Source organism: Paenibacillus lutimineralis (assembly GCF_003991425.1).
GTDB lineage: Bacteria > Bacillota > Bacilli > Paenibacillales > Paenibacillaceae > Fontibacillus > Fontibacillus lutimineralis.
The window spans coordinates 4,984,291-5,008,515 of sequence record NZ_CP034346.1 but is presented as its reverse complement, the minus strand read 5'-3'; the positions used below and the strand labels follow the sequence as shown (position 1 = coordinate 5,008,515).

20 protein-coding genes are annotated in these 24,225 nt (G+C 46.9%); 11 read left to right on the top strand and 9 right to left on the bottom strand.

From position 1 onward, the window contains the following. Positions 1-68 precede the first annotated feature (68 nt). The 8 genes from EI981_RS22220 (at position 69) to EI981_RS22185 (ending at position 9,824) form a co-directional block, all read left to right on the top strand. Positions 69-971 carry a LysR family transcriptional regulator gene (locus EI981_RS22220; protein ID WP_127001975.1) on the top strand — a complete coding sequence of 301 codons (903 nt, stop codon included), beginning with the start codon at positions 69-71 and terminating at the stop codon, positions 969-971. Between the two features lie 530 nt (positions 972-1,501). Beyond that, positions 1,502-3,529 (top strand): glycosyl hydrolase family 18 protein, encoded by a 2,028-nt coding sequence (locus tag EI981_RS22215; RefSeq protein WP_127004895.1) that lies wholly within the window; start codon positions 1,502-1,504, stop codon positions 3,527-3,529. Positions 3,530-3,726: 197 nt separating this feature from the next. Further along, the gene (locus EI981_RS22210; protein ID WP_127001973.1) at positions 3,727-4,710 is read left to right on the top strand and encodes a beta-ketoacyl-ACP synthase III; all 984 of its coding nucleotides are present in this window, start codon (positions 3,727-3,729) and stop codon (positions 4,708-4,710) included. Then, complete coding sequence (locus EI981_RS22205; protein ID WP_162616246.1) at positions 4,700-5,851, top strand: ATP-grasp domain-containing protein; 1,152 nt, start codon at positions 4,700-4,702, stop codon at positions 5,849-5,851. The genes EI981_RS22210 and EI981_RS22205 overlap by 11 nt, the downstream gene beginning before the upstream one ends. Further along, complete coding sequence (locus tag EI981_RS22200) at positions 5,848-6,849, top strand: NAD-dependent epimerase/dehydratase family protein (protein WP_127001969.1); 1,002 nt, start codon at positions 5,848-5,850, stop codon at positions 6,847-6,849. Before EI981_RS22205 ends, EI981_RS22200 begins: the two co-directional genes overlap by 4 nt. Further along, positions 6,833-7,669: an MBL fold metallo-hydrolase gene (locus EI981_RS22195; protein WP_162616245.1), complete on the top strand. Its 837-nt coding sequence runs from the start codon at positions 6,833-6,835 to the stop codon at positions 7,667-7,669. Before EI981_RS22200 ends, EI981_RS22195 begins: the two co-directional genes overlap by 17 nt. Beyond that, on the top strand, positions 7,666-8,505 hold the full coding sequence (locus tag EI981_RS22190; RefSeq protein WP_127001965.1) for an SDR family NAD(P)-dependent oxidoreductase: 840 nt from the start codon (positions 7,666-7,668) through the stop codon (positions 8,503-8,505). The genes EI981_RS22195 and EI981_RS22190 overlap by 4 nt, the downstream gene beginning before the upstream one ends. Next, the gene (locus EI981_RS22185) at positions 8,502-9,824 is read left to right on the top strand and encodes a F390 synthetase-related protein (protein ID WP_127001963.1); all 1,323 of its coding nucleotides are present in this window, start codon (positions 8,502-8,504) and stop codon (positions 9,822-9,824) included. Before EI981_RS22190 ends, EI981_RS22185 begins: the two co-directional genes overlap by 4 nt. 12 nt (positions 9,825-9,836) lie before the next feature. Here the strand turns inward: EI981_RS22185 and ybaK are convergent, their stop codons facing one another. Next, complete coding sequence (gene ybaK / locus EI981_RS22180) at positions 9,837-10,307, bottom strand: Cys-tRNA(Pro) deacylase (protein ID WP_127001961.1); 471 nt, start codon at positions 10,305-10,307, stop codon at positions 9,837-9,839. A 207-nt stretch (positions 10,308-10,514) separates the two neighbouring features. Between ybaK and EI981_RS22175 the strand changes: the two genes are divergently transcribed. Both EI981_RS22175 and EI981_RS22170 read left to right on the top strand, forming a co-directional pair. Beyond that, the gene (locus EI981_RS22175) at positions 10,515-11,216 is read left to right on the top strand and encodes an ABC transporter ATP-binding protein (protein WP_127001959.1); all 702 of its coding nucleotides are present in this window, start codon (positions 10,515-10,517) and stop codon (positions 11,214-11,216) included. 13 nt (positions 11,217-11,229) lie between these two features. Continuing rightward, complete coding sequence (locus EI981_RS22170; RefSeq protein WP_127001957.1) at positions 11,230-14,538, top strand: FtsX-like permease family protein; 3,309 nt, start codon at positions 11,230-11,232, stop codon at positions 14,536-14,538. A 44-nt stretch (positions 14,539-14,582) separates the two neighbouring features. Here EI981_RS22170 and EI981_RS22165 read toward each other — a convergent pair whose 3' ends face one another. From EI981_RS22165 to EI981_RS22145, 6 genes are all read right to left on the bottom strand, one after another. Next, positions 14,583-15,071, bottom strand: a complete 489-nt coding sequence (locus EI981_RS22165) for a DUF981 family protein (protein ID WP_237172677.1) — start codon at positions 15,069-15,071, stop codon at positions 14,583-14,585. A gap of 20 nt (positions 15,072-15,091) precedes the next feature. Then, on the bottom strand, positions 15,092-15,226 hold the full coding sequence (locus EI981_RS30020) for a hypothetical protein (RefSeq protein ID WP_257791996.1): 135 nt from the start codon (positions 15,224-15,226) through the stop codon (positions 15,092-15,094). A 269-nt stretch (positions 15,227-15,495) separates the two neighbouring features. After that, the gene (locus EI981_RS22160) at positions 15,496-15,723 is read right to left on the bottom strand and encodes an LSm family protein (RefSeq protein ID WP_127004893.1); all 228 of its coding nucleotides are present in this window, start codon (positions 15,721-15,723) and stop codon (positions 15,496-15,498) included. Between the two features lie 319 nt (positions 15,724-16,042). Further along, positions 16,043-16,960 (bottom strand): glycine betaine ABC transporter substrate-binding protein, encoded by a 918-nt coding sequence (locus tag EI981_RS22155; protein WP_127001955.1) that lies wholly within the window; start codon positions 16,958-16,960, stop codon positions 16,043-16,045. 2 nt (positions 16,961-16,962) lie between these two features. Beyond that, positions 16,963-17,805, bottom strand: coding sequence for an ABC transporter permease (locus EI981_RS22150; RefSeq protein WP_193556397.1), 843 nt, complete (start codon positions 17,803-17,805; stop codon positions 16,963-16,965). Continuing rightward, complete coding sequence (locus EI981_RS22145) at positions 17,798-19,018, bottom strand: quaternary amine ABC transporter ATP-binding protein (protein ID WP_127001953.1); 1,221 nt, start codon at positions 19,016-19,018, stop codon at positions 17,798-17,800. The genes EI981_RS22150 and EI981_RS22145 overlap by 8 nt, the downstream gene beginning before the upstream one ends. Positions 19,019-19,403: 385 nt before the next feature. Between EI981_RS22145 and EI981_RS22140 the strand changes: the two genes are divergently transcribed. Next, positions 19,404-19,955 (top strand): GbsR/MarR family transcriptional regulator, encoded by a 552-nt coding sequence (locus tag EI981_RS22140; RefSeq protein ID WP_127001951.1) that lies wholly within the window; start codon positions 19,404-19,406, stop codon positions 19,953-19,955. A 129-nt stretch (positions 19,956-20,084) separates the two neighbouring features. Here EI981_RS22140 and EI981_RS22135 read toward each other — a convergent pair whose 3' ends face one another. Both EI981_RS22135 and EI981_RS22130 read right to left on the bottom strand, forming a co-directional pair. After that, positions 20,085-22,343: an alpha/beta hydrolase family protein gene (locus tag EI981_RS22135; protein WP_127001949.1), complete on the bottom strand. Its 2,259-nt coding sequence runs from the start codon at positions 22,341-22,343 to the stop codon at positions 20,085-20,087. 160 nt (positions 22,344-22,503) lie between these two features. Further along, entirely contained in the window at positions 22,504-23,871 is a 1,368-nt protein-coding gene (locus tag EI981_RS22130) for an amino acid permease (protein ID WP_227011536.1), read from the bottom strand. Positions 23,872-24,225: the final 354 nt, after the last annotated feature.

The following is a 24,225-nucleotide window of genomic DNA, read 5'->3' as shown; positions in this document are numbered from 1 at the left end:
ATTGTTAAGTCAAAGAAACGTTTATGAATAAAACGTTCATTTTTTTTGAATTAAGGGTGGGATGTTGCTTGGAATTGCGCCAACTAAAAACCTTTCATACGCTTGCCTCCACACTCAGCTTTACCCGTGCTGCAGAAGTGCAGAACTATGTCCCCTCAACGGTTACGATGCAGATGAAATCCTTGGAGGAAGAACTGGGTGTCAAGCTGGTGGACAGATTAGGTAAAAATGTGATCCTGACCGATGCGGGGAGAAATTTTCTACGCTATGTAGACAACATACTCGGTGAACTTGAAGAAGCGCAGCATGCCGTCAAGCAATCTGGCGAGTTAACGGGTACGGTGGTTATAAGCGCGGATGAAACGCTGTGCACGTATCGGCTGCCGGTGGTACTGCGCCAGTTCCGCTTGCGCTATCCGGGGATTCGGTTGATGTTTCGACCGCTGGCTAATCCGAACCTCAAACAGAGCTTGCGGGAAGGGGGAGCGGACATTATCTTTATGCTGGATGAGAACAAGGGCGAAACAGGATTCTGTGGAGAAAAAATGCTAGACGAGCTTTTTTATGTATTGGCAGCGCCCGATCATCCCTTGGCTGCACGTACAACATTGTCCATTGAAGATTTTAATGGCGAGACCTTTTTGTTGACGGAGAAGGGATGTTCCTATCGCACGTTTTTCGAGCGAAGTCTTTCACAGAAGGGTATGGGGGGAATTACCGAATTGGAATTTAACAGCGCTGAGGCGATTAAACAATGTGCGATAATAGGAATGGGTATCGCCATATTGCCTGAGATGGCCGTGACGGCAGAAGTGAATCGAGGAGAACTGGTTCGGTTACCGTGGGATTTGAGCGCGACATCGTTTGCAACCCAAATGTTTTGGCATGAGGAGAAGTGGATCTCGCCTGCGATCGAAGCCTTTTTGAACTTGACCCGAGATACATTTTTGAAAAATAACACCTCACTTTGATTATGGAAGCCTCACATAAGTTCACTGAACTGTGGTGGGGCTTTTTTTGCGTGCTCTTTATCCAGGAAGTTCATACTCCATTCCATATCTGCATATATTTAGTTTCGTGATACAACGTTTATCTGGAATACTTTTAATTTCGATTCCCCCGATTTGACTCAGTTTTGACTTCCTTCCGCTAAGCATCCCAAACTCCATTCGAGTTTTATCCAATTCGTTCGCGTTAATCAGATATCAACTGTGCCAGTGAGCAGCGTGTACATGAATTTCTACCGCGCTTCTTACATACATGGATTCATAGGTACTGATAAACTCATAATCCCTAAGTAGCTTGTAATTTCGCATTCCACACCATCGTGTGTTCTTCTATCATTCTGTTGAATTTGGAATGCGATTACATAGATTAATAAATGAAAGGAGAGATGTCACGTACTCCAGAGGTCTGACAAACCTCAACTAATATAAGCGGAGTGTGATCAGAATTGAGAAAAGTCAAAAAAGTTAGCGCTATCTTGCTTCTTGTTATCATCATGGTATTCACAGCCGTACCATTAACCGCCCTGGGTGCGGCACCTTGGGAACCTAATACTACTTATAAAACAGGCGATATTGTCACCTATGGAACAGATACTTACCAATGTGTACAAGGACATACCTCTCTCGTTGGATGGGAACCGCCGAATGTTCCGGCGCTTTGGAGCAAACAATCATCTCCTGCGGATACGCAGCCACCAACGGCGCCTACTAATGTAATAGCGAGCAACGTGACAAGTAGTACCGTTACATTAACTTGGACGGCTTCAACGGATAATGTGGGTGTTACGGGGTATGATGTGTACAACGGTTCTACGATCGCCGGTTCTTCGGCAACGACTTCCTATACAGTTACGGGATTAAGCGCTAGTACAGCCTACACGTTCACTGTCACAGCAAAAGATGCTGCCGGCAACGTATCAGCAGCCAGCGCACCAGTCAACGTCACGACAGGAGCGCCTGTTGTAGACACAGAGCCGCCAACAGCACCTAATAACCTAACAGCACCTACAGTAACTACAAGCTCGGTATCCCTAAGCTGGACCGCCTCGACAGACAACATCGGCGTCACGGGCTACGATATTTATAATGGCACGACGCTGGCTGGCTCTTCGAATACAACTTCCTACACGGTAACAGGCTTAACTGCGAACACCTCTTACACTTTTATAGTGAAAGCAAAGGATGCAGCAGGTAATGTTTCCCCCGCTAGTAATGCGCTCACCGTTACAACCCTTTCTCAAAACTCAACCCAATATGAGATCATTGGTTACTTCCCAAGTTGGGCTGCTTACGATACGCCGTCCTTTACCCCTGCCAATATTGACCCCACAAAAGTAACTGTTATCAACTATGCCTTCCTGGATATTTGTTGGAACGGCAAACATGGCAATCCTTCCAAGAGTACGGATAACCCCAATCCCAACACATGGACCTGTCAAAACGGCGATGGCACAGCCAGTAATGCACCGAACGGTTCTATCGTGCTTGGAGATCCATTCACCGACGGGACAGCCGATGGCGGTTACAACCAATTAGTTACGATAAGACAGCTTAAAAATACAAATCCAAATCTTAAATTGTTCGCCTCTGTCGGCGGCTGGACTTGGTCCAACCAATTCTCCAACACGGCGAATGACCCGGTAACAAGAAGCAACTTCGCCACTTCCGCTGTCAACTTCTTGCGTCAATATCAATTCGACGGGATCGATATCGACTGGGAATATCCGAACAGCATTGGCGTACCTTGCGCATCAGGTCAAACATGCCAACGTACAGCCGACAAAGCGAACTACGTCCTGCTTCTGCAGACACTTCGTCAAGCCCTTGATACAGCCGGACAACAAGATGGCAAGCATTACTATATTACAATCGCTTCCAGCGCGAACTCCAGCTTCCTTGCCGATGCAGGCGGTACGAACAACTGGTTGTCCAACGCTGTGCAGTATCTAGACTGGATCAATATCATGACATACGACTACTATGGTCCATGGGACGCTACAAGCGGTATCGTATCGCCATTGTACAATGACCCGGCCAACACGAATGGCAACAGTCAATTCAACATTAATTCCACGGTAACTAACTATTTGAACAAGAGCATCCCTGCCAATAAACTAACCGTAGGCGAACCGTTCTATGGCTACGGCTGGAAGGGATGTAATGCGGGTCCCAATAACAACGGGTTGTATCAAAGCTGTAACGGTGAAGCCACAGGTGGTTCCGACGGCTCGACATATGACTTCGCCTTTATGCAAAATACGGGCCTGCTATCCGCTGATTCTAGTGGTAAATATACCGTGGCTGGCCAAGGTTATACCCGCTATTGGAACAGTGTGACACAGACTCCATTCCTCTACAATCCTTCTACGAAAATCTTCATTACGTATGATGACGAGCAATCCATCCATTTGAAAAATGAGTTTATCAAAACCAAAGGATTGCGCGGCGCGATGTTCTGGGAATTAAACGCAGACAGAAACCGCACTTTACAGTCCGTCGTCTCCAATGACTTACCGCATTAACCGATAAAAGCCAGGGCTTTCCCAGAAGTAGAAATCTGCTTACTGAGGAAAGCTCTCTTTGTGTTATTCCGTCTTCGGTCGAATATTTGGGGCTTTTGTCGATACATCAGGGACTTCTTAACCATGATTCAACTTGGAAAGTTTGGTAACATACGTAATCATACATAACTTTTATTTATTTCTAGAGAGGACATCTTATGCGCAAAGTAAAAATCATGGGTACAGGTAAGTATATCCCTGAGCATAAAGTAGATTCGGCAGAACTGGATCAGATGCTGCAGTTGCCGAGGGGATGGGCGGAGAAAAAGTCGGGTGTCAAAACACGCTATTACGCAAAGGGAGAACATGCTTCATCTATGGGAGCGAAGGCAGCACTGCAAGCTCTGAGCGATGCTTCATTGGAGCTGGATGAGATCGATGCGATTGTCTGCGCAAGCGGTACGATGGAGCAGCCGATACCATGTACAGCGTCCCTGATCCATCAAAAACTAGCACCATCTAGGCCGATCCCGGCATTTGATATTAATTCGACCTGTCTAAGCTTTGTTACGGCTTTTGATATTGTGTCTCAAATGATTGCGGGCGGCTCCTATGAGAAGGTGTTAATTGTCTCTGCGGATATTGCCTCTGTCGGAATTAATCCGAAGCAGAAGGAGAGCTATATATTGTTCGGCGATGCAGCCGCGGCTTGTGTGTTGGCACGTGCAGAAGCAGAGGACACTTGTGGCATTTTAGGATCCTATATGGAGACATATAGTGAAGGAGCGCAATTAACAGAAATACGCGGTGGTGGAACTAAAAATCATCCGAACTCCCATCCGGTCAAAGAGGACTATTTATTTTCCATGGATGGGCAGGGCGTGTTCAGGCTGAGCTCCAAGCATATTTTAGGATTTTTAGACAAGCTCTATGCGAATACACCTATGACTATACAGGATATGGATGCTGTGATTCCGCATCAAGCGAGCGGGATGGCTCTGCGCATCATGCAGAAGAAAATCGGCGTGAAACAGGAACGTTTTATCCAAATCATCGAAAACTACGGAAATACCATCGCGTCTTCCATTCCGCTTACCTTGCATGAAGCCATTCAGAGCGACCGCTTGCTAAGAGGGCAGAAGGCTTTATTGTTGGGTACCTCTGCCGGGTTATCCATTGGGGGAATTGTGTTTGAATATTAATAGAGTCTTGTTAACAGGCGGACGCGCTCCGGCAACATTGGAGCTTGCACGGCTGTTTTCCCAACAAGGTTATTATGTGCATGTGGCAGATAGCTTTCCATATGCACTATGCAGAGTGAGCAAGGCGATTGAAGCCTTTCATGATGTTCCTGCCGCGAAGCAGCGGCCTCAAGCTTTTATAGATGAACTCGTAAAAATTGTCGTTGCAGAGCAGATCGATCTACTCATACCAACTTGTGAAGAGATCTTTACGATTGCACAATTTCAAGATTCGTTCCCGGCAAGCTGTACGCTTCTGGCGGAACGTGCGGACCGATTGCTTCGTGTACACCATAAATTTGAGTTTATCGAATGGGCGAAGCGATTAGGTCTGCTCGTTCCAGAAACCTATTATATTGATTCGGAGGAACAGTGGTACAATCAGCTGGATGACTTGCCTGCCAATGAGAAATATATCGCCAAGCCCGTGTATACAAGGTCCTCGAGTGAGCTGATCTACTTACCTATGGACCGAGAGAAGCCGATCAATTATAAAAAGGGATGGGTTATTCAACCGTTGCTCCAAGGGGATCAGTATTGCACATATTCATTTGCTAGAAATGGAGAAGTCATCGCACATACGACGTATAAAAGTGAGTTTCGTGTTGGTGCAGGGGCAACGATATCTTTCCAACATGAGAGGCAAGAAGAAATTGAACAATGGGTTCGGGAGTTTGTTAGAAAGACGAACTGGACGGGACAAATTGCCTTTGATTTCATTTGCCATAGCGACGGCCGTTGTTATCCGATCGAGTGCAACCCGCGTTTAACGAGTGGCATTCATCTATTTCGTCACACCGCGCTGGTGGAGAAGTTTGTAACTGGTTCTGGAGGAATCCTGATACCTACTTCTAACAGGAGAGTTTCACTTATAGGAGCCATGTGTATTTTTGCGGGACAACAAGTGAAGCAACATGGTCTACGAAAATATATTCAAGCCCTGCGAGATTCAGAGGATGCGGTGTTTCATAGACAGGACTGGTGTCCGTTTATGTACCAGCTTAACGCTTCCTATCAGTTCGCCAAAATAGCAAAGCGACAAAGGATTTCAGTGCTGGAGGCAACAACGGCTGATATTGTATGGGATGGTGAGAGGCAATGAACATATTGGTAACAGGGGCCACGGGCTTTCTAGGCAAAGCAGCCTGCAGGCGTCTTATAAAGATGGGGCATACAGTAACTGGTCTGGGACGCAATCGGGCGATTGGAATGGAACTGGAAAAGGAAGGCATTCGCTTCTTTCAGGCCGACCTGGAGGATCGCAAGCGAGTTATAGAAGCCTGCAGTGGTCAGCAGCTTATTGTGCACAGCGGTGCGCTTTCTTCACCGTGGGGGCCCTATGATTCATTCTATCAGGCGAATGTGCTTGGCACAGAGCATATGATTGAAGGGGCATTACGCGCTAACGTACAGCGGTTCGTACATATATCGACCCCAAGCCTGTACTTTCATAACGAAGACCGGGTCAATGTGCGGGAAGACGAGGCGCTGCCGCAGAAGTTTATGAATCATTATACGGAAACTAAATGTATAGCGGAGCAGCGTATTGATGATGCCTTTGTGCGAGGGCTCCCCGTCATTACCCTAAGGCCAAGAGCTTTGTTCGGACCTGAAGACAATGCTATTATTCCACGCTTGATCGAAGTGAATAGACGTAAGTTTGTTCCGTTCATGAATCCTGATGTCCAGATTGATCTAACGTATGTTGATAACGTGGTCGATGCGATCTGCTTAAGTTTAACCTCAGAGCAGCGGACACTCGGCCAAAAATACAACATCACCAATGGCGAGCCAATTTCGCTAGTAAAGGTATTGCAATTATTATTCGAACGTATCGGAGAACCGCTGCGGCTAAAAAAAATGAACGAAAAATTGCTTTTTCGAGTTGCTCATTTTCTAGAATGGTATTCCCGGACTTTTCAACAAGGCCAGGAGCCCACTCTAACCAGATATACAGTGACGGTATTAGCCAGGACGCAGACACTGAATATTGAGAAAGCGCGTCAGGAGCTCGGCTATGAGCCGAAGATATCAATCGAAGAGGGAATTGAGTTATTTGCCCAATGGTGGAAAGGACAAACAGATGTACGTGAAACTTAAAATGTATACAACCGGGTCCTGTGGACAACTAGAGAAACTGACGAATCGGACGAAACCGCTGCATCACGTGCAATTTCCAGCGCGATTCTTTCACCTCGAACACCCGACAGAAGGTCATATACTGGTAGATACGGGCTATGCGACACATTTTCGTACGGCGACAAGCCGTTTTCCCTATAAACTGTATGCGATATTAACGCCTATTCACTTTAGCGATGAACAAAGTGCGGCGAGTCAATTGCAACGGAGGGGAATTCAGCCGTCGGAGATCCGTAAGATATTAATTACACATTTCCATGCTGACCATATTGCCGGCCTGAAGGATTTCCCGAACGCGACCTTTCTTTGCTCTAGACGCGGGTATGAGTCTGTCAGAGGACAGTCCGGTTTGCTAGCTTTAAAAAAAGCTTTTATTCCTTCTCTATTACCCGATGATTTTGAGAGCAGGTTATCATTTATAGAAGACTATGCCGTATCACAAGATTCTTCTATTGGGCAGCAGCTGGCTGTGTTCGAGACGGAAATATACGATATTTTCCATGATGGTACGGTCGTAGCTTTCGATTTGTCAGGCCATGCCGAAGGACAGATGGGATTTCTATGTAGGGCAGAGCAACGGCAAGTATTGTTGGCGGCAGATGGGGCATGGGACAGTGCGGCAATCCGCGACAATTCACCCCCAATGAGGGTGACATCGCTTATTTTGTCTGACCGAAGTGAGTATCTGGAAACATTACATAAGCTTCATCAGTTTCATATTACACAACCGACGGTTCAATTGATTCCTTTTCATTGTCGGGAAGTGGAGGGACTCGAATGAAATATGCACTTGTGACTGGGACGAGCAGTGGCTTTGGGATGTACACGGCATTGGAGCTGGCCCATCAAGGATTTCATGTTCTGGCCACGATGCGGGATGTTAACAATCGCACCCAGATCGAAGCGCTTGCCCAAGAGCTATCGGTTCTGGGGAGACTTACCGTATTGCAGCTTGATGTGACAAAGCAGGAGGATTTAGACTTGGTGGCTGCATATCTTGAACAGCATTCCATACAGATTCAAGTGTTAGTGAATAATGCGGGGTACTGCCAAGGCGGTTTCTTTCAGGATCTAACGGAGGAGGAGTGGCAAAGCCAGTTCCAGACGAACTTTTTTGGCGCCGTGCGGACGACGAAGACTTTGCTGCCATTCATACCGAGAGATGGAAGCGGCAAAATGATTGCAATCAGCAGTGTGAGCGGATTTTTTGGTTTTCCAGGGATGTCTGCATATGCGTCTTCGAAATTTGCACTGGAGGGCTGGGGTGAAAGTCTGCGGCTGGAGCTGCTAAATGAGGGGATATGGGTGTCACTCGTTCAGCCAGCTGCCTATCAGACGAAGATTTGGGAGCGAGGACTGGAGAAAGTCGCAGAGCAGCAGATCGAGAATGCCTTTCAGGAAAATTTAGTTAAAGAAGCGATGAAATCTAGAGATAACGGGGCTGATCCCCGGGAAGTTGCCAGATTAGTGGCGAAAATAGCCCAAAAGGAGAGACCGAAATTTCGCTATCCCGTCGGCAAGGGAGCAAAGGCTCTAGCTATCGGAAAACGGTGGCTGGCCTGGAGCTGGATTGAAGGATATGTCTATCGCTTCTTAAAAGGGAGGGTAGCCAAATGACCAACAAACTGCGTGTACTGCAATGGTATATGAGGACGAAGTATTTTCGTCGCTTTCGCGACGAGCGGGCATTAATGGAATGGCAAGAGCGTCAGTTGAAAAGGCATTTGCGCTTTGTCAGCGACCATTCTCTTTTTTACTCATACTACTTGCAACTGCCTTCTACAAATGGCTATTCCGCTAAAGAATTGCTTGCATCTCTGACGCCGATTGATAAAAGAGTGATGATGGATCACTTTGATACATTGAATACGGTCGGGATTCAGAAGGAGGAAGCGTTCATGATGGCGCTGTCGAGTGAAGAGACGCGGGACTTTTCGCCGCGAATAGGGACTATGACGATAGGGATGTCCTCTGGAACTTCAGGGAATCGCGGGCTCTTCCTCGTGTCCGATGACGAGCAGAGCCAATGGGCGGGAATTATTCTAGCCAAGTTACTGCCACACGGGTTGTTGGCAAAAGAGCGAATCGCTTTCTTTTTACGGGCTAATAGCAATTTATATGAATCTGTTCAGTCCGGAACGATTAAGTTTCACTTTTATGACTTGCTCCATTCCTTGCAGCAGCATGTAGATAACCTGCAGCAGTTGCAGCCGACCATCCTCGTTGCACCGCCCTCGATGTTAAGAATGCTGGCTGTGCAGCAGGCGGACTCCAAGCTGACGATCGCTCCTCGTAAGGTCATTAGTGTTGCTGAAGTGCTGGATCCGCTAGATGAGGAGTTTATCGGGCGACAGTTTGGACAGACTGTCCACCAGGTCTATCAATGTACCGAAGGGCTTCTGGGAGCGACATGCGAGCATGGAACATTGCATTTGAACGAGGACTTGCTCTATGTCAAGAGGGAGTATGTGACAGCAGACAGGAAGAAGTTTATGCCGATCGTAACGGATCTGTTCCGTTCTTCTCAACCGATTATTAATTATCGGCTTAATGATATTTTGACGCTCCGGGAAGATCCATGTCCTTGCGGATCACCACTAACGGCCATCTCCCAAATTGAAGGACGTAGTGATGATATATTTGAGTTTCTGTCATCTAGTGGCGAGGAAAAGGTATCTATTTTCCCAGACTTTATTCGGCAGAGCATTTACTCGGGCTCGGACAGGATTGACGAATACAAGGTGCTTCAGCACCCGTCCCGTGATTTAGAAGTGCAAATACAGGTGCAAGGGGACGCTCCAATTCAAGAGGATACTATTACTGCATCATTAACAAGAACAATTCGTTCCCATGGCGGCGTCGTTCCAAATATTAATTTTACGCCATATGAGCCGCATCAGGGGTTAAAAAAGCTAAAGAGAATCGAGCGCCTATAAGGTTGTAAGCACTTATTGTGAAATGTCTTCCAACTGGAAGGAAATGGCCTTTTGTAGATCATCCAAGCTTAGTTCGACCTGATAGCCAATTTTGCCTGCACTGAAAATAATCGTCGGATAAGCGGCGGCTGATGCATCGATTGTCGTGGTGAAGCTCTTCTTCATACCGATCGGGGAGCAGCCTCCGTGAATATATCCGGTAATCGGCAGTAAATCCTTCGATTTGATCATCTCAATCGATTTCTCCCCAACCGCTTGCGCGGCTTTTTTCAATTCAAGCTCCTTGGCAACTGGGATCATAAATACGTAGTATTTCTTCGACTTTCCGATGGTGACTAAGGTCTTGAATACTTGATCCGGATTCTGCCCCAGAGTCTCAGCCACCTCGGTACCACTAATCGCATCCGTACCCGCGTAGCTATAACTGCTATATTCCACCTTCAGCTTGTCCAAGATTCTCATGACATTTGTCTTAAACTCCATTGTTTACCACCCTATACATTTTGAGTTCGTTATTTTGTGAGTATACCGTCCTACTATCATACCAAATCTTGCTCTAAGGGGGAAAAGTAGTCCTTCCCTCATGAGTTTTTATTCACATAGTTGATTATGATACACTAGATCTAGAGATAGATATACGAGAATCGGCGATATCGATCGCTTCGTTAGGATGATAAAGGGAGTGGGCATATGGCATTCGTAGTGATCAAGGATGAGTACAAGCGTTACCAAATGGGCGAGACGACGATTGTTGCCAATGACGGCATCAATTTTGAGATTGAAAAGGGCGAATTTGCGGTTATTGTTGGCCCCAGCGGTGCCGGGAAATCAACAGTGCTGAATATTCTCGGCGGGATGGATACGGCAGATGAAGGCCAGGTGCTTGTTGACGGGACAGATATTGCCAAGTTTAATCGTAAAGAACTTACTGGTTATCGCCGTAATGATGTTGGCTTCGTGTTTCAATTTTATAATCTGGTGCCGAACTTAACGACAAAGGAAAATGTAGAGCTAGCAGCGCAAATCTCTCCACGGGCTCTTGATGCCGAGCAGGTGCTGCGTGATGTCGGGCTTGGTGAACGACTGAACAACTTTCCAGCCCAGCTCTCCGGTGGGGAGCAGCAGCGGGTGGCGATAGCCAGGGCGTTGGCGAAGCAGCCCAAGCTGCTTCTATGCGATGAGCCTACGGGTGCGCTCGATTACAATACAGGCAAGCAGGTGTTGAAGCTTCTGCAGGATACTTGCCGCAATACGGGAACGACAGTTATTGTCATAACGCATAACTCGGCGATCGCGCCAATGGCGAATCGGGTCATTGAAATAAATAATGCCAAAGTACGTAAAATGGTCATGAACCCGAATCCGGTCTCTGTAGACGACATTGAGTGGTAAGGAGCTGTACAGCATGCAGAAAAAAGCGCTATGGAAAGATATTTTCCGGGAAATATGGCGAACAAAGGCGAGGTTTCTGTCGATCTTTGCGATCATCATGCTCGGCGTCGGCTTCTTTGTAGGGATCAAGGCGACTGGACCAGATATGCTGGATACAGCTGAGCATTATTACGAAGAGTTAAATTTGATGGATGTGAAAGTCCAGACGACGTATGGGTTGAAGTCAGTCGATATCGATGAACTAAAGAAAGTACCTGACGTGGAAGCAGTACAGCCTGGCTATAGTTCGGATGTATTCCTGGACGATAGCGGCCTAATCGCAAATATCCGCTCTTATCAACCAGGTAATATCATCAATCGTTATCTGATCACCCAAGGAAGATTGCCTGAGACCTCGGGAGAAATTGCACTCGATAAGAGCGGGAAGACGAAGCACTACAAGTTAGGTGATACAATTACCTTTACGAACCCTGATACTGAAGTTGATTTAAATGATACATTTCATACACTGAGCTATAAGGTGGTTGGCTTCGTACAAAGTCCGCAGTATATTAATACGATCGGACGAGGGACGAGCCAAATTGGCAAAGGAACGACCGATGTATTCGCTGTGATTCCTGAACAGGATTTCCATATGTCTGTATATACAGAAGCCTATATGACCTTCAAGGATAGTGCAGGATTACGCTCCTATTCTGATGAGTATGCGGATCGGATCGAGGCGCATACGAAGGCAGTTGAGCAGGCGTTGACAGGGATGCCGGAGGAGCGCCTTAGCGAGGTGCGGGAGGAAGGACAGGCCAAGCTAGATGAGGCGAAGCAGAAAATCGCTGACGCCAAGCAGCAGCTTGCTGATGCCGAGAAGAAGCTTAGCGATGCCAAGCTTAAGCTGGATGAAGGCGAGACCAGCTATCAGGAAGGCGTGGACAAGCTGCAATCCGAGCTGGTCAAAGGCCAGGGTAAACTGGATAAAGCGGCTAGGGAGCTTGATCAAGGCCGGGCTCAGCTGGCTCAGAATAAGCAGAAAATAAGTTCCGGACAGGCGAAGCTACAGGAAGCTCGGGAACTATTGAATGTTCAGAAGAAAGAGATCCAGCCGAAGCTGGCGGGAGGACGAGAGCTTGCCGGATCACTGCAGCAGATTGCTGCGGTTCCTCCGGACAGCATTCCGCAGTCACAGCGAGATCAATTGGTTGCTGGTTCTAAAGCGGCCGATTCCGCACTAGGACAGGCCGTCGCCGGATATATGGCGGGTGAGGTGGACGCCGCTGCATTGAAACAAGCAGCAGGCGCATTCGAACAGGGCCTGAATCAGGCGGAACAGAAGCTGGAAGCGGCTGAGAAGGGGCTGAATTCCAAAGCGAAGGAGCTCGAGTCCGGGGCTGCACAGCTGAAGGCTGCGGACAAGAAGCTGGCTCAAGGAGAGCTGGACTGGAAGCAAGGAAAAGAAGAACTGGCCAAAGCCAAGCAAGAAGGAGAGGCCAAATTGGCCAAAGCGAAGGCGGATTTAGATCAAGGGCGCCGCGATTATGAGGAGGGCCTTCGCACCTACCGCGAGGAGAAGCAGGACGCTGATGCGAAGATCGCAGATGGTGAGCACGATCTGACCGAAGGACATCAGAAGCTGGATGACTTGAAGCTGCCAAAGGTCTATGTGCTGGATCGTGATTCCAATCCCGGTTATACCGAGTTTGAAGATAATGCCGAGAGACTGGCCTCAATTGCCAAGGCATTTCCGGTATTTTTCTTCCTCATCGCCGCCTTGGTCAGTTTGACGACGATGACACGGATGGTCGAGGAGCAGAGATTGCAGATCGGGACGTTAAAAGCGTTAGGCTATAGCAATGGCGATATTATGAGGAAGTTCCTCGTCTACGGTACGCTCGCAAGCGTATTGGCGACAGGCGCCGGTCTTACAGTGGGATTTACACTATTTCCAACGATCATCTATAATGCATACGGTTCGTTGTACAATTTGCCGGAGGTTCGGCTTAATTTCTACCTCAGTTATAGTCTGATGTCCTTGATCGTTGCTGTGTTATGTACAACGGTGACAGCCTTTACCGCGGCACGCGTGGAGCTGCGCAGTGGAGCTGCAGTGCTGATGCGACCGAAAGCTCCTAAGAGCGGATCGCGCATCTTCCTGGAGCGGATTCCGCTAATATGGCGGCAGCTTAATTTCACTGGCAAAGTCACGGCACGGAATCTGTTCCGCTATAAACAGCGGATGTTCATGACGGTATGCGGCGTGGCTGGCTGTACAGCGCTCATTTTAACTGGATTCGGACTCAAAGACTCTATCCGGGACATCGCTCCATTGCAGTATGGCAAGATCATGAAATATAATGCGGCAATCATTTTTAAAGATGAGTCTAATCCTGCTGGGGAAGCATCCTATCATAAGCTTATCGAGGATACCCCGGGAATCACAGGCACGCTCAATGTGTCCCAGGAAGTGATGCAGGCCGTTCGTAAAGGAGTCAATAGTCAGGATATTCATCTATTCATTCCCGAATCTACAGAGCATTTCTCTGATTTTGTGGTGTTAAGAGAGCGAGGACAGAAGCAAATCCTGAATTTACCGGATGATGGAGCGATTGTTACTGAGAAGCTGGCTAAGTTATTCAATCTGCATATCGGTAGTAAGTTGGTCATTCAGAACAACAGCAATGATTCCTTTGAATTGAAAGTAGCTGGCATTTCCGAGAACTACACTATGCACTATGCCTACATGACACCGCGTTATTATGAGAGCATCTTCGGCAAACAACCACAGTCGAATATGGAGTTGATTAATTACAGCAATCATGAGCCCTCGTTCGAGGATCAGTTCGGTGAACAATTGACGGGAAATGAGCGGGTAGCTATGGTCAGCTTCACAAGTGGGGTAAGTGGATCGTTCGAAGATACGATGGACAGTATGAATGTGGTCGTCATTGTATTGATTATCTCAGCCGCTGCATTGGCCTTCGTTGTGCTCTACAATCTGACCAATATCAACGTGTCCGAGCGGATTCGCGAGCTGTCGACGATCAAGGTGCTGGGGTTCTATGATCAAGAGGTCACGATGTATATTTATCGTGAGAATATGATCCTGACGATACTCGGAATTATAGCTGGGGATTTCCTCGGCATCGTTCTGCACCGTTTCGTACTGAAGACGGCAGAAGTCGATGTGATGATGTTCAGCCCTACGATACATTGGTTCAGCTACGGCTATGCGGCAGCGCTGACTCTACTGTTCTCAGGAATCGTGATGGTCACGATGCATTACAAGCTGAAGCATATCGATATGATTGAAGCCTTAAAATCAGTCGAGTAAAAAAAATCCCCTTTCTAGAAAAGAGAGGGGATTTTTCTATAAGTTTAACTCATCGTATTAACGATCAATCCGATATGGGTGAAATAATTCATGGCACCGAAGAGGGCTAACGCAACTCCGACAACGGCCCAGAGAACCCCTGTTACCGTAAGTATCTTCGATTCCTTCTTGGCTAATCCAAATGGGAACAAGACCGCTCCGATACCAGTGAGGGCGTACAATCCAGAAATAAAGGTGGCCTCCAGCATTGGATAATCGGCGAATCGTCCCGAGATCGGTTCTTCAGGCGGTGCAGCGAAGAGCTGGAATGTAACACCTGCAAACGCGATAGCAATGAGCCCGAGACCAATTACAGCAGCAAAATAGGACAAAGGGCGCGTCATTTCTATCAGATCAGGAATAAGCTTTCTGGAGTCTTCTTTAACCATTTTAGCTAGTTCCTCAGATTTTAATAACAGATTCGATTTGCGCCATAAAATGACGGCGGCGGCTAGCAATAGAATTCCAAAGGCTAGGGAAGGCTCGCCGAAAATAATATCGTCAAACGGAAATCCTACCTTGGATAACGGCCAAGTGTCATGTTAAGACCAAGCAGTGTAAGAATTACACCATTAATTGCAAAACCGATGGACCACCCTTCAAGGCTTACGGACTTGTCGCGGTTGAGCAGCCATCCAAATCTCACCAATTGAAGCAGAGCTACCCCTGCAGCTATATATTTAACAATTATGTTTTAACATAGTAGACACAAAATTTCTGCAGAAATATCGTTTCAAGGGAGGGAAATGATTTATCTAATGTAATTTATTGTAACCACTTGAGCATCAATTATTTATTGTATTCTCATGTTCTTTTAAGCCAATTCTAAGGTTGGAGAGGTAGCATAAAGGTACCCCATAAATGATATATGTGTGAAGGCCCTGCTAATAGCAGGGCCTTCAGTGCGAATGCAGATGATTATATTAAAGCGATAGCAAGCAGTACGAACAGGCTCAAGGTTATAATATCGGACCCACTAGTACCAGGAAAGAATGCGGAGGTTCTCACTTCGCAATCCCTATCAACACGAAGATAAACGTTATTGCAATCTACATCCACAATCGTTCCTACAAAATGCCGTCTGTCTGCTGTCAAGATACGGACACGCTTGTTCTTACAGCGCATACAGTTATAATAGGCTTCCATCAATCGCTTTCTCCTCCTTCTGTAAAAGGCTGTTCAAAAATCTTGACCAGGCCTTTTAAATCACCTCTTAATAAAGTATGAGGAGAATGGTTATCAGTAACGGCAAGTACCCTGATGCACGGGTAAATTTCCATGATCTGAATATTTTAATTTAATTTTCAGGTTGCAGTAAGGTTCTATTAAGGATGCAATGTTACAGTAAAGATACTCCCTCTTCTTCATTATATATAAATACACAAAGAAACCATCCCGTGTTGGGGATGGTTTCCTCTTGTTTTAGGGATTGTCTTCGGATATATCGGAGACTTGGATTACCTAATTATTTGTTCAAATCTTCAATAGAATTGATATCCACATAGGCGGGAACGACTAGTCCGGTACGAACTCCGGTCATGTTAGCGCCGAGATCTTCAACCTGTGCTTTATACTTGGCCCAATAATCGGCGTGAGTCAATGGGAGCCATGCTGCTGCCATGGCATCTATATCACCGCTGGCCACACCAGTCCACATCGGTCCAGCTTCAACCTGAAGCGCTGTAACTTTATAGCCAAGCTTGCTCTCAAGTACGTATTTCAACAGATTCGTGCTGGCGATTTCAGAATCCCAGGCCACATAGCTTAGTTTAAGCTGCTCTCCATTTACTGGAGACAGATCTTTTGTCCAGGAATCAACACGGTCGCTATGGCTGTCCGCCCATTCCTTGGCTGCGGCTTCAGGGTCCTTGCCATCCTGGATCGCAGACATGATCTCGCCCATTTCATCGGAGGTCCATTCAAAGCGGCTAAGGAATTCATAGGCTATCGGCTGCTCTTCCTTCAAGCCTTTGCGGGCGATGGTATGAATCTCTTCCGCATCCCCGTATACTTTTTTCGAATCATCGAGGAATTTAAGATCATATTTAGAGAACATCCAGTGTGGTGTCCAACCGGTAATAATGATCGGTTCCTTCTTCTTAATCGACTTATCCAGCATTGCAGTCATGGCCGCGCTTGATCCTTCGACCAACTTCCAATCCTTCAGATCATATTGCTTGATCGCTTCATCCGTGGCTTTCATAATCCCTGCACCGGGATCAATGCCGATAATTTGATAATTGACTTGCTTCCCGATGGAAGCTGCTTCACCATTCCCAGACGTATTGCTATTCCCGTTCTTGTTAGCTGCTTGACCGCAAGCGGACAGCGCGAGCACAGAGGCAAGACCACCGATAAGCAAAAGTTTCTTAGATAACTTCATAATTATTCTCCCCTTTTTCTAGTTTTGAATAGGCCCTGTGTGAACCGATCCAGTACGATCGCCAGGATGACGACAGCAAGCCCGGCCTCAAAGCCCTGACCAATCTTCAATTGAGTGACAGCGCGGTATACTGTTGCGCCGATCCCTTGAGCGCCGATCATGGAAGCAATGACGACCATCGAGAGCGAGAGCATAATGGTCTGATTGACGCCAGTCATCATCGTCGGCATGGCAAGCGGTAATTCAACCTTGAACAGCTTCTGCCAAGAAGTCGAGCCGAAGGCATCTGCCGCCTCAGAGAGCTCGCCGGATACTTGCTGGATTCCCAGTGTAGTCAGGCGAATCGTTGGCGGAATGGCGAAGATCACTGAGGCAATTACACCAGGTACGACTCCAAGACTGAAGAAAGTAACTGCCGGAAGCAAATAGACGAATGCTGGCATCGTCTGCATGAAGTCCAGCAGCGGGAATACGATCCGGTGTGTCGTCTTGCTATAGGCGCTCCAAATGCCGATCGGAATCCCGAATAGAATCGAGATCAGTCCTGAAGTAATAACAAGGCCCAGCGTATTCATCGTCTCTGTCCAATAGCCAAGATTATCAATTAACAGGAATCCGATCGCAGTAAAGAGTGTAAGCGGCCATCGACCGACGAGGTAGGCAAGCACGCTCAGAATAGCGATAAATAACAGAGGATGCGGAAGAAGGAACAGACCAGAGAAGAGATTAACGACCCATTCGATGACCATTGCTAGACCGTCGAAGAACCCACCTAGCGCCGTCTCCATCCAATCGACGATGTTTTCAATCCAATCCGCTATGGGTATCTTTGGGATATTATCCATTGTCCTTCACCTCCAAGACGCTAATTTCATCGCTAAGCTCACCAGCCAGCGCTCCCAGTACAGCCCCGCGCACGATAACGCCAAGCAATCGATTGTCGTCCGCTACGACCGCAAGCGGCACTTTGGCCGAGCTTGTCACCTCGAACAGATCACCAAGCAATGTATCTGGCGAAACCCGCGGACCGTCGGTAATCAGAATGTCTTGCAATCCTTGTCCCGCCTTCAATGCTTTGGAAGCATCTTCGGCGGTAATCACGCCGAGCAGCCGCTTGCCGCGATCAATGACGAACAGATTGGAAATTCCTCGTTCACGCATTAACTGAAGCGCAACGCGAGGGCCGCGATCAAGGGCAACCGTCTCAGGACGTCGCATAACCCGTGATGCCGTAATAACTTTGGATAGATCCACGTCTTCAATAAAGCGTTCAACATAACGGTCAGCCGGCTGTGTTAGCATCTCTTCCGGCGTCCCAAGCTGTACAAGCGCTCCATCCTTCATGAGTGCAATGCGATCCCCAAGCCGCAGCGCTTCGTCTAAGTCATGGGTAATGAAGATGATCGTCTTCTTCATTTTCTCTTGCAGCTCAAGCAGCTCATCCTGCATATCGCGGCGGATTAATGGATCGAGTGCGCTGAACGCTTCGTCCATAAGCAGGATTTCCGGATCATTGGCTAATGCTCTAGCCAGACCGACCCGTTGCTGCATACCTCCGCTCAGCTGATCAGGCAATTTGTCCTCCCAGCCTTTGAGTCCGACAAGTTCTAACGCTTGTAGAGCTTTCTGCTTACGTTCTTCCTTATTGACTTTCTGGATCTCAAGACCATACTCCACGTTGTGCAACACAGTGCGGTGTGGGAATAACGCGAATTTCTGGAAGACCATCGTAATCTTCTTGCGCCGAACTTCTCTTAACTGTGCTTTGTTCATTTTCAACAAATCTTGACCATGCAGCAGGATTTCTCCTGAAGTAGGCTCTATGAGTCGGTTCAGCATCCGGACGAGTGTCGACTTGCCGCTACCGGACAGGCCCATAATGACGAATATTTCTCCCTTATGGACGCTGAGACTCATTTGGTTGACCCCAACGGTGATTCCTTTTTCTTTGGCTAGTTTCTCTTTGTTATAACCTTGCTCAAGCAGCCGAACGCCTTGTTCGGCATTAGGACCGAACAATTTGCTTACCTTTCTAATTTCTAGAATACTTTGTTCCATATACTCACCTCTTCAAGTTCCGCTAACAGTTCGCTGGGTTCACGAGTTCTTCGCAGCTTTCTGTAATTCGTAACTATTTATTTGCACATATTATTTGCACATAAAGTTAAAACGTTGCGATGTGGCGTGCTTAGCTGTTCTATAGTGTAACAAAAGGATAGGAAATTAATCAAAGGTAATATCCGTACGTATAGAACGTACAGAAAAAACTGAACGAATGGAATCTTATTAATACTCCCATATGCTCAAAATTGCGGTATGATTCGCTGCTTTACTTTTGGGCATCCTTTTCTTAAGATAAAAATATCATTTAAATAAATGCTGAAGGTTTAGGAAATTGTATTACACCAAGATAGCTTGATCGGAACGATAGGAGGTTGCAAGCATGAGCTTGGACCAGCTCAGCCCGGAACAACAAACGGCGGTACTTAACGTACGTAAGCGGGTTATTGAAGCGATAGGAAGGAATATGAATCTGTATGGAATTCCGTTATCAACGGGACATCTGTATGGGTTGCTCTTTTTTGCTGATAAACCGATGACCCTTGATGAGATGGGAATGGGGATGAAAATGAGCAAGACGAGCATGAGTACAGGAGTAAGAACCTTGCTCGATATGAAGATGGTTAATAAAGTGTGGGAGAAGGGATCTCGCAAGGATTTATATGAAGTGGAGTATGACTGGTATCAGACGTTTACTGACTTCTTCGCGATCAAATGGCGGAAGGCGGTTGAGGGAAATATTCTGGTGCTTAAGCGTTCCATCAAAGAAATGAACAAGTATTTAACTGAGGATATAGATCCAGCTTTACGAAGTGTCCTTGAGGAGGATATTCACAAGATGAATGAGGCAGTTAAATATTATAGCTGGCTTGATCGTCTGATTGATGCGATGGAGAACGGCGATATTTACGATCTAGTACCCAAAGAGGAGTAATATTTGATCTTATCGAATTTATAGGGTCTGAAGGACGCATTAAAATAGCCTCACCTGTGTGGAACGCTTAATGATAAGCGATCTTCACAAGGTAGAGGCTATATTTATAATGCATGGGGTTACATAAGATCAATATATGCCGATATCGTCGAGCATAATTTTGCCCCGGTCACCTATGAGTATGAATGAGAGCGACTTAATGCCTTTGTCGGGAGCAAACTCGGGATTGACTCTTACAAACTCAGCCATCGGCAGTTGAAATGTCTGAAATATCGCTTCGGTCGGATTGTTATATTTGCCGTCAGACATATGGAGCTCAAGCCAAGGATGAAGCGTAAATTGCACTTCTGATAATACGGGTAATTCCCGGAATTGAGATAGAGGTAAGCGCGACTTCATACCGTTTATGTCCGTAAGCTCGATTCCAATAGCAAAACGGTCCATCTTCGTATTCTCTTGCTCTTGTATCTCATCTAACTCTTTACTCTGATCCGCCAGTGCGAAGGAGAGCATCTCGGGCGGTCCGCTGGTCGGCTGTGGTGCTCGATATGGCCAACTCATATTATAGACAGACTCCTCTTGGCTAGGCTGAGTTCTTTCCAAGATTAGAGCGTGATCGCCTTTATTAGATTTACCGCGATTCTTCGTCTCTACTTCACGCCATATGATATTCTTACCTTCGGCAGTTCCGTTCTTCGGCAGGCTCTGCCGGTTCGAATCCTCCTCAAACCGCGTCCACACCGTGAAATGACCATCTTCATACTGATTAATATAGGTCGTCTCCGGCATAAAGGGAAGGGCTTCGCGATAATCGCGGAATAATGGCATATACCGTGTCTGCTCATGCAGCGATGTCTCCATAAAGGCGGATATATACAGTTTTGCGATCATTCTCTGACTTACACCATTTAGGAATTGATTCCTATTCAATAAGATTCCCGTTGGGAAGCTGATATCGCGCAATCCCCAGTCTGTATTGAATTGGCTGTGGTTTGCCCCCTGTACATATAAAGAAGCTTTGAAGAAATCTGTCCCCTTAGTGAAGGAGGAACGATTGTATTGGCGATCTCCATCGAAATCACTGACATCGCCATCATTAGCCCCTTGAATGGTCAAGTAGTTGATATCTTTCAATTTGGCATTAATACTGTCAACCTTCTTATCGGTTGGGGCAATGGCGGCCAACGCCTTGATATTGAAATCCTTCACGCTATCGAGAGTAGCATCGGATTCGAACCAGCTTGCATAATCTGCTGCCATCGCGATCGCTTGCCCGCCACGTGAATGACCGATCAGGCCGATCCGGTTCATATCAACCTTGCCAAAGAAGGGCGTGCCTGGAGACTGGGCGAAGGTATGGATCTGCTGCAGATGCTTCAGCAGCACCCAGGCTCTTACCTTCATATCATTATTGGGGATTCCCGTCCATGCAGAGTAATTCAGAAAATTCTCATCGACAGATACCGCAATAAAACCTCGGCTGGCAAGTAGCTCACCCAGATAGGCGTAGCCGCCATCAGAATAATCCTCCATCAGATGGTTGCCATGAACGATTAGAATGAGCGGATAAGCCTCATCGCCACTGCCTTCAGGCATCCAGACGCGGCCATTCAGCGGCAGAGCCTTCTGGTCATATCTGAGATACATCGTGCGATATTTGGACCAATTTGTAATGTAGGCGCTGGCATCAACGGATTGAGAGATCAAGTCTGTCTTTGCGCCGAACTCTGGCTGCCAAATATCCTTCCCACTGCCGTAATTAAAGGTAGTAACAGCGTAGGTTCCAGGCTCCGCTGGATTGGCTACGGTCTGATCAGAATCGGCAACGCTTTGAATTGATTTCGTGCTTCCGCTAACGACCAATCCAATGACGATAAATATACTGAGTGCCCCGATTATTTTCATCCCTGTTCTGGAGCGGCTTGCTGTCCGACTACTGTAATAAAGCTTGAAGAGTAGTCCAGTTATAAGCCCAGCGATAACGCCAACTAACGTAAGGATCACGGCCACAATGATAGAGATCTTAAAGGACTCTTCATTATCGAAAATAAAGTAGGCGGCTCCAAGATCGAATAGCACGGTACCGATAAAAAGACGCGGTACCGGCAATCCGATTAGGGCCAGAAGAACAGCGATCGTATGAGCGACGAAGAACATCCCTATTGTTGCTGTGAAGAGGAACAATAGCAGATCCAGCCCCAGACCGAGTCCGGTCGGCAGGCCGAGCGCAGCAAGAGCAAAAGCGAACATGCCGGCTCCCCAAGGACCGGCAATGCTTATTCTCCAGAAGCGAGTGTCATATTGATACGTCCGCCGTATGCGGCGCATCATTCTTGAACGAAGCGTCGGTTTCCGTAAAGAAAATTCAGTTTGTATTTGTAAATCCATATTTTCTCCCGTCCTTAGATGACATTATTGTAACATTTTTAGTCCGGGAGTTCCAAAGGAGAAAAGATTTAAAATGCTTCCATTCTTATAGAGGTTGTCTTAAAAGTCCCCCTTTGATAAGAAAACTGATCGAAGTAATGGAGCTGAGATTGCCACTTCTTTAACTGCTTGTCCTTTTGTTGCTGGTTCTGAACTTCAGGAAGGAATAGATGATCAGAATGAATAGTACTCCCAGGCATACCCCGATGCTGATACGATTTTGGGCATCGAATATGAACATGAGCGCGATCAAGGACAGACAGAAAATGGTGATCAGAGTGATATAGGGATATCCCCATACCTTGAAGCCAGGTTCATGCGGATAGGTTCTTCTCAGTTTGAACTGAGCCATACAGATGCTGATCCATACCAGAATCACGACAAAGCCCGGTACGGCCATCAGTAGTCTAAACAGCCCTTCCTGCGTAAGATAGGCGATCATGGAGCCAGCAATTAGTACGATTCCGCTCAGCTTGAGACTGTTGATTGGAACGCCTTTCTTGGACAGGCGGCCGAGTGCAGCAGGAGCTTCTCCATCCTTGGCCATCGAATGCAGCATCCGCGTTGCTCCATAAATTCCGGAATTTGCTGCGGACAATACTGCGGTAATGAGAATGAAATTAATAAGGTGGGCCGCACCTTGCAATCCAGCAGAAGTCAGTACCTGTACGAATGGACTTGTATGCTCATTCAGACTATTCCACGGAACTAATCCGCAAATGATAAGAATTGGCAGCGTATAGAACAAAATAACTCTTAAGATGAAGCTTTTTACGACACGAGGCAGTACCTTCTCAGCATCCTGCGTCTCCGACAGCGTTAACCCGATCAGTTCTGAACCGCCGTAAGAGAACATGACGACCAGGAGTGCAGAGAAGATGGCTGTCCAGCCATTAGGGAAGAAGCCGCCATTACCAGTGAAGTTATGCAGCATCGGCGAGTTCGTGCCAGGGATGATGCCGAACAGAATGCATACTCCAAGCACGATAAAGACAATAATCATGGCAATCTTGATTCCAGCAAGCCAAAATTCGAATTCCCCATAGCCGCCAACACTCATCGTATTAATGATGATAATGAACGCTGCGCAGGCCAGGCTCAACAGCCAGAGAGGAACCTCCGGCATCCAGTATTGCAGGAAGCTTCCGGCTGCGATGATCTCAATTACGCAGACCGACAGCCACATGAAGCAATACAACCAGCCTATGACAAAGGAAAAGCGTTCTCCGAATGCTTCGCGGATGAATTCCTTCATATTTTTCCCTTTATAAATCGTTGCCATTTCAGCGATCGCGCTCATCACGACGAGGAGCAATAGCCCCGCGAAGATATAAGAGAAGATCACCCCCGGACCCGCGATACCAACCGTCTCGGCGCTCCCTTTAAATATACCTGTGCCGATTACACCGCCCATGGCCATGAAGCTAATATGGCGCGGAAGCAGCTTCTTCTGCAAGGATGATGGTTCTTCGTTATTTGTGTTGTTCAATGAGAGTCCTCCCAGGTGATGTGATGAAAAAATATATCGAGTCCCATCATACAATAAATTGCGATCCGTCGAAAGTGATATAACACGTGGTAAAAGCATATATTTTCGACATTTTCCATCTGTTTACACGTTCTTATATTTAATTATAGAAGGGCAGCCTTTCATCACCTGAGTGATGATAAGGCTATTTTTTTATCGTATGTTCCTCACAAATCGGGATGCTAGGGGTCTCTGTTACGGGCTCATTGATAAGTATTATTTTCTTGTTGATAAGTATCACATTTCGTTGATTGGTCAGGTAGTAAACGGTTTCATCATTATCTACAATAAATGTAGACAAAGAATGATATGGGG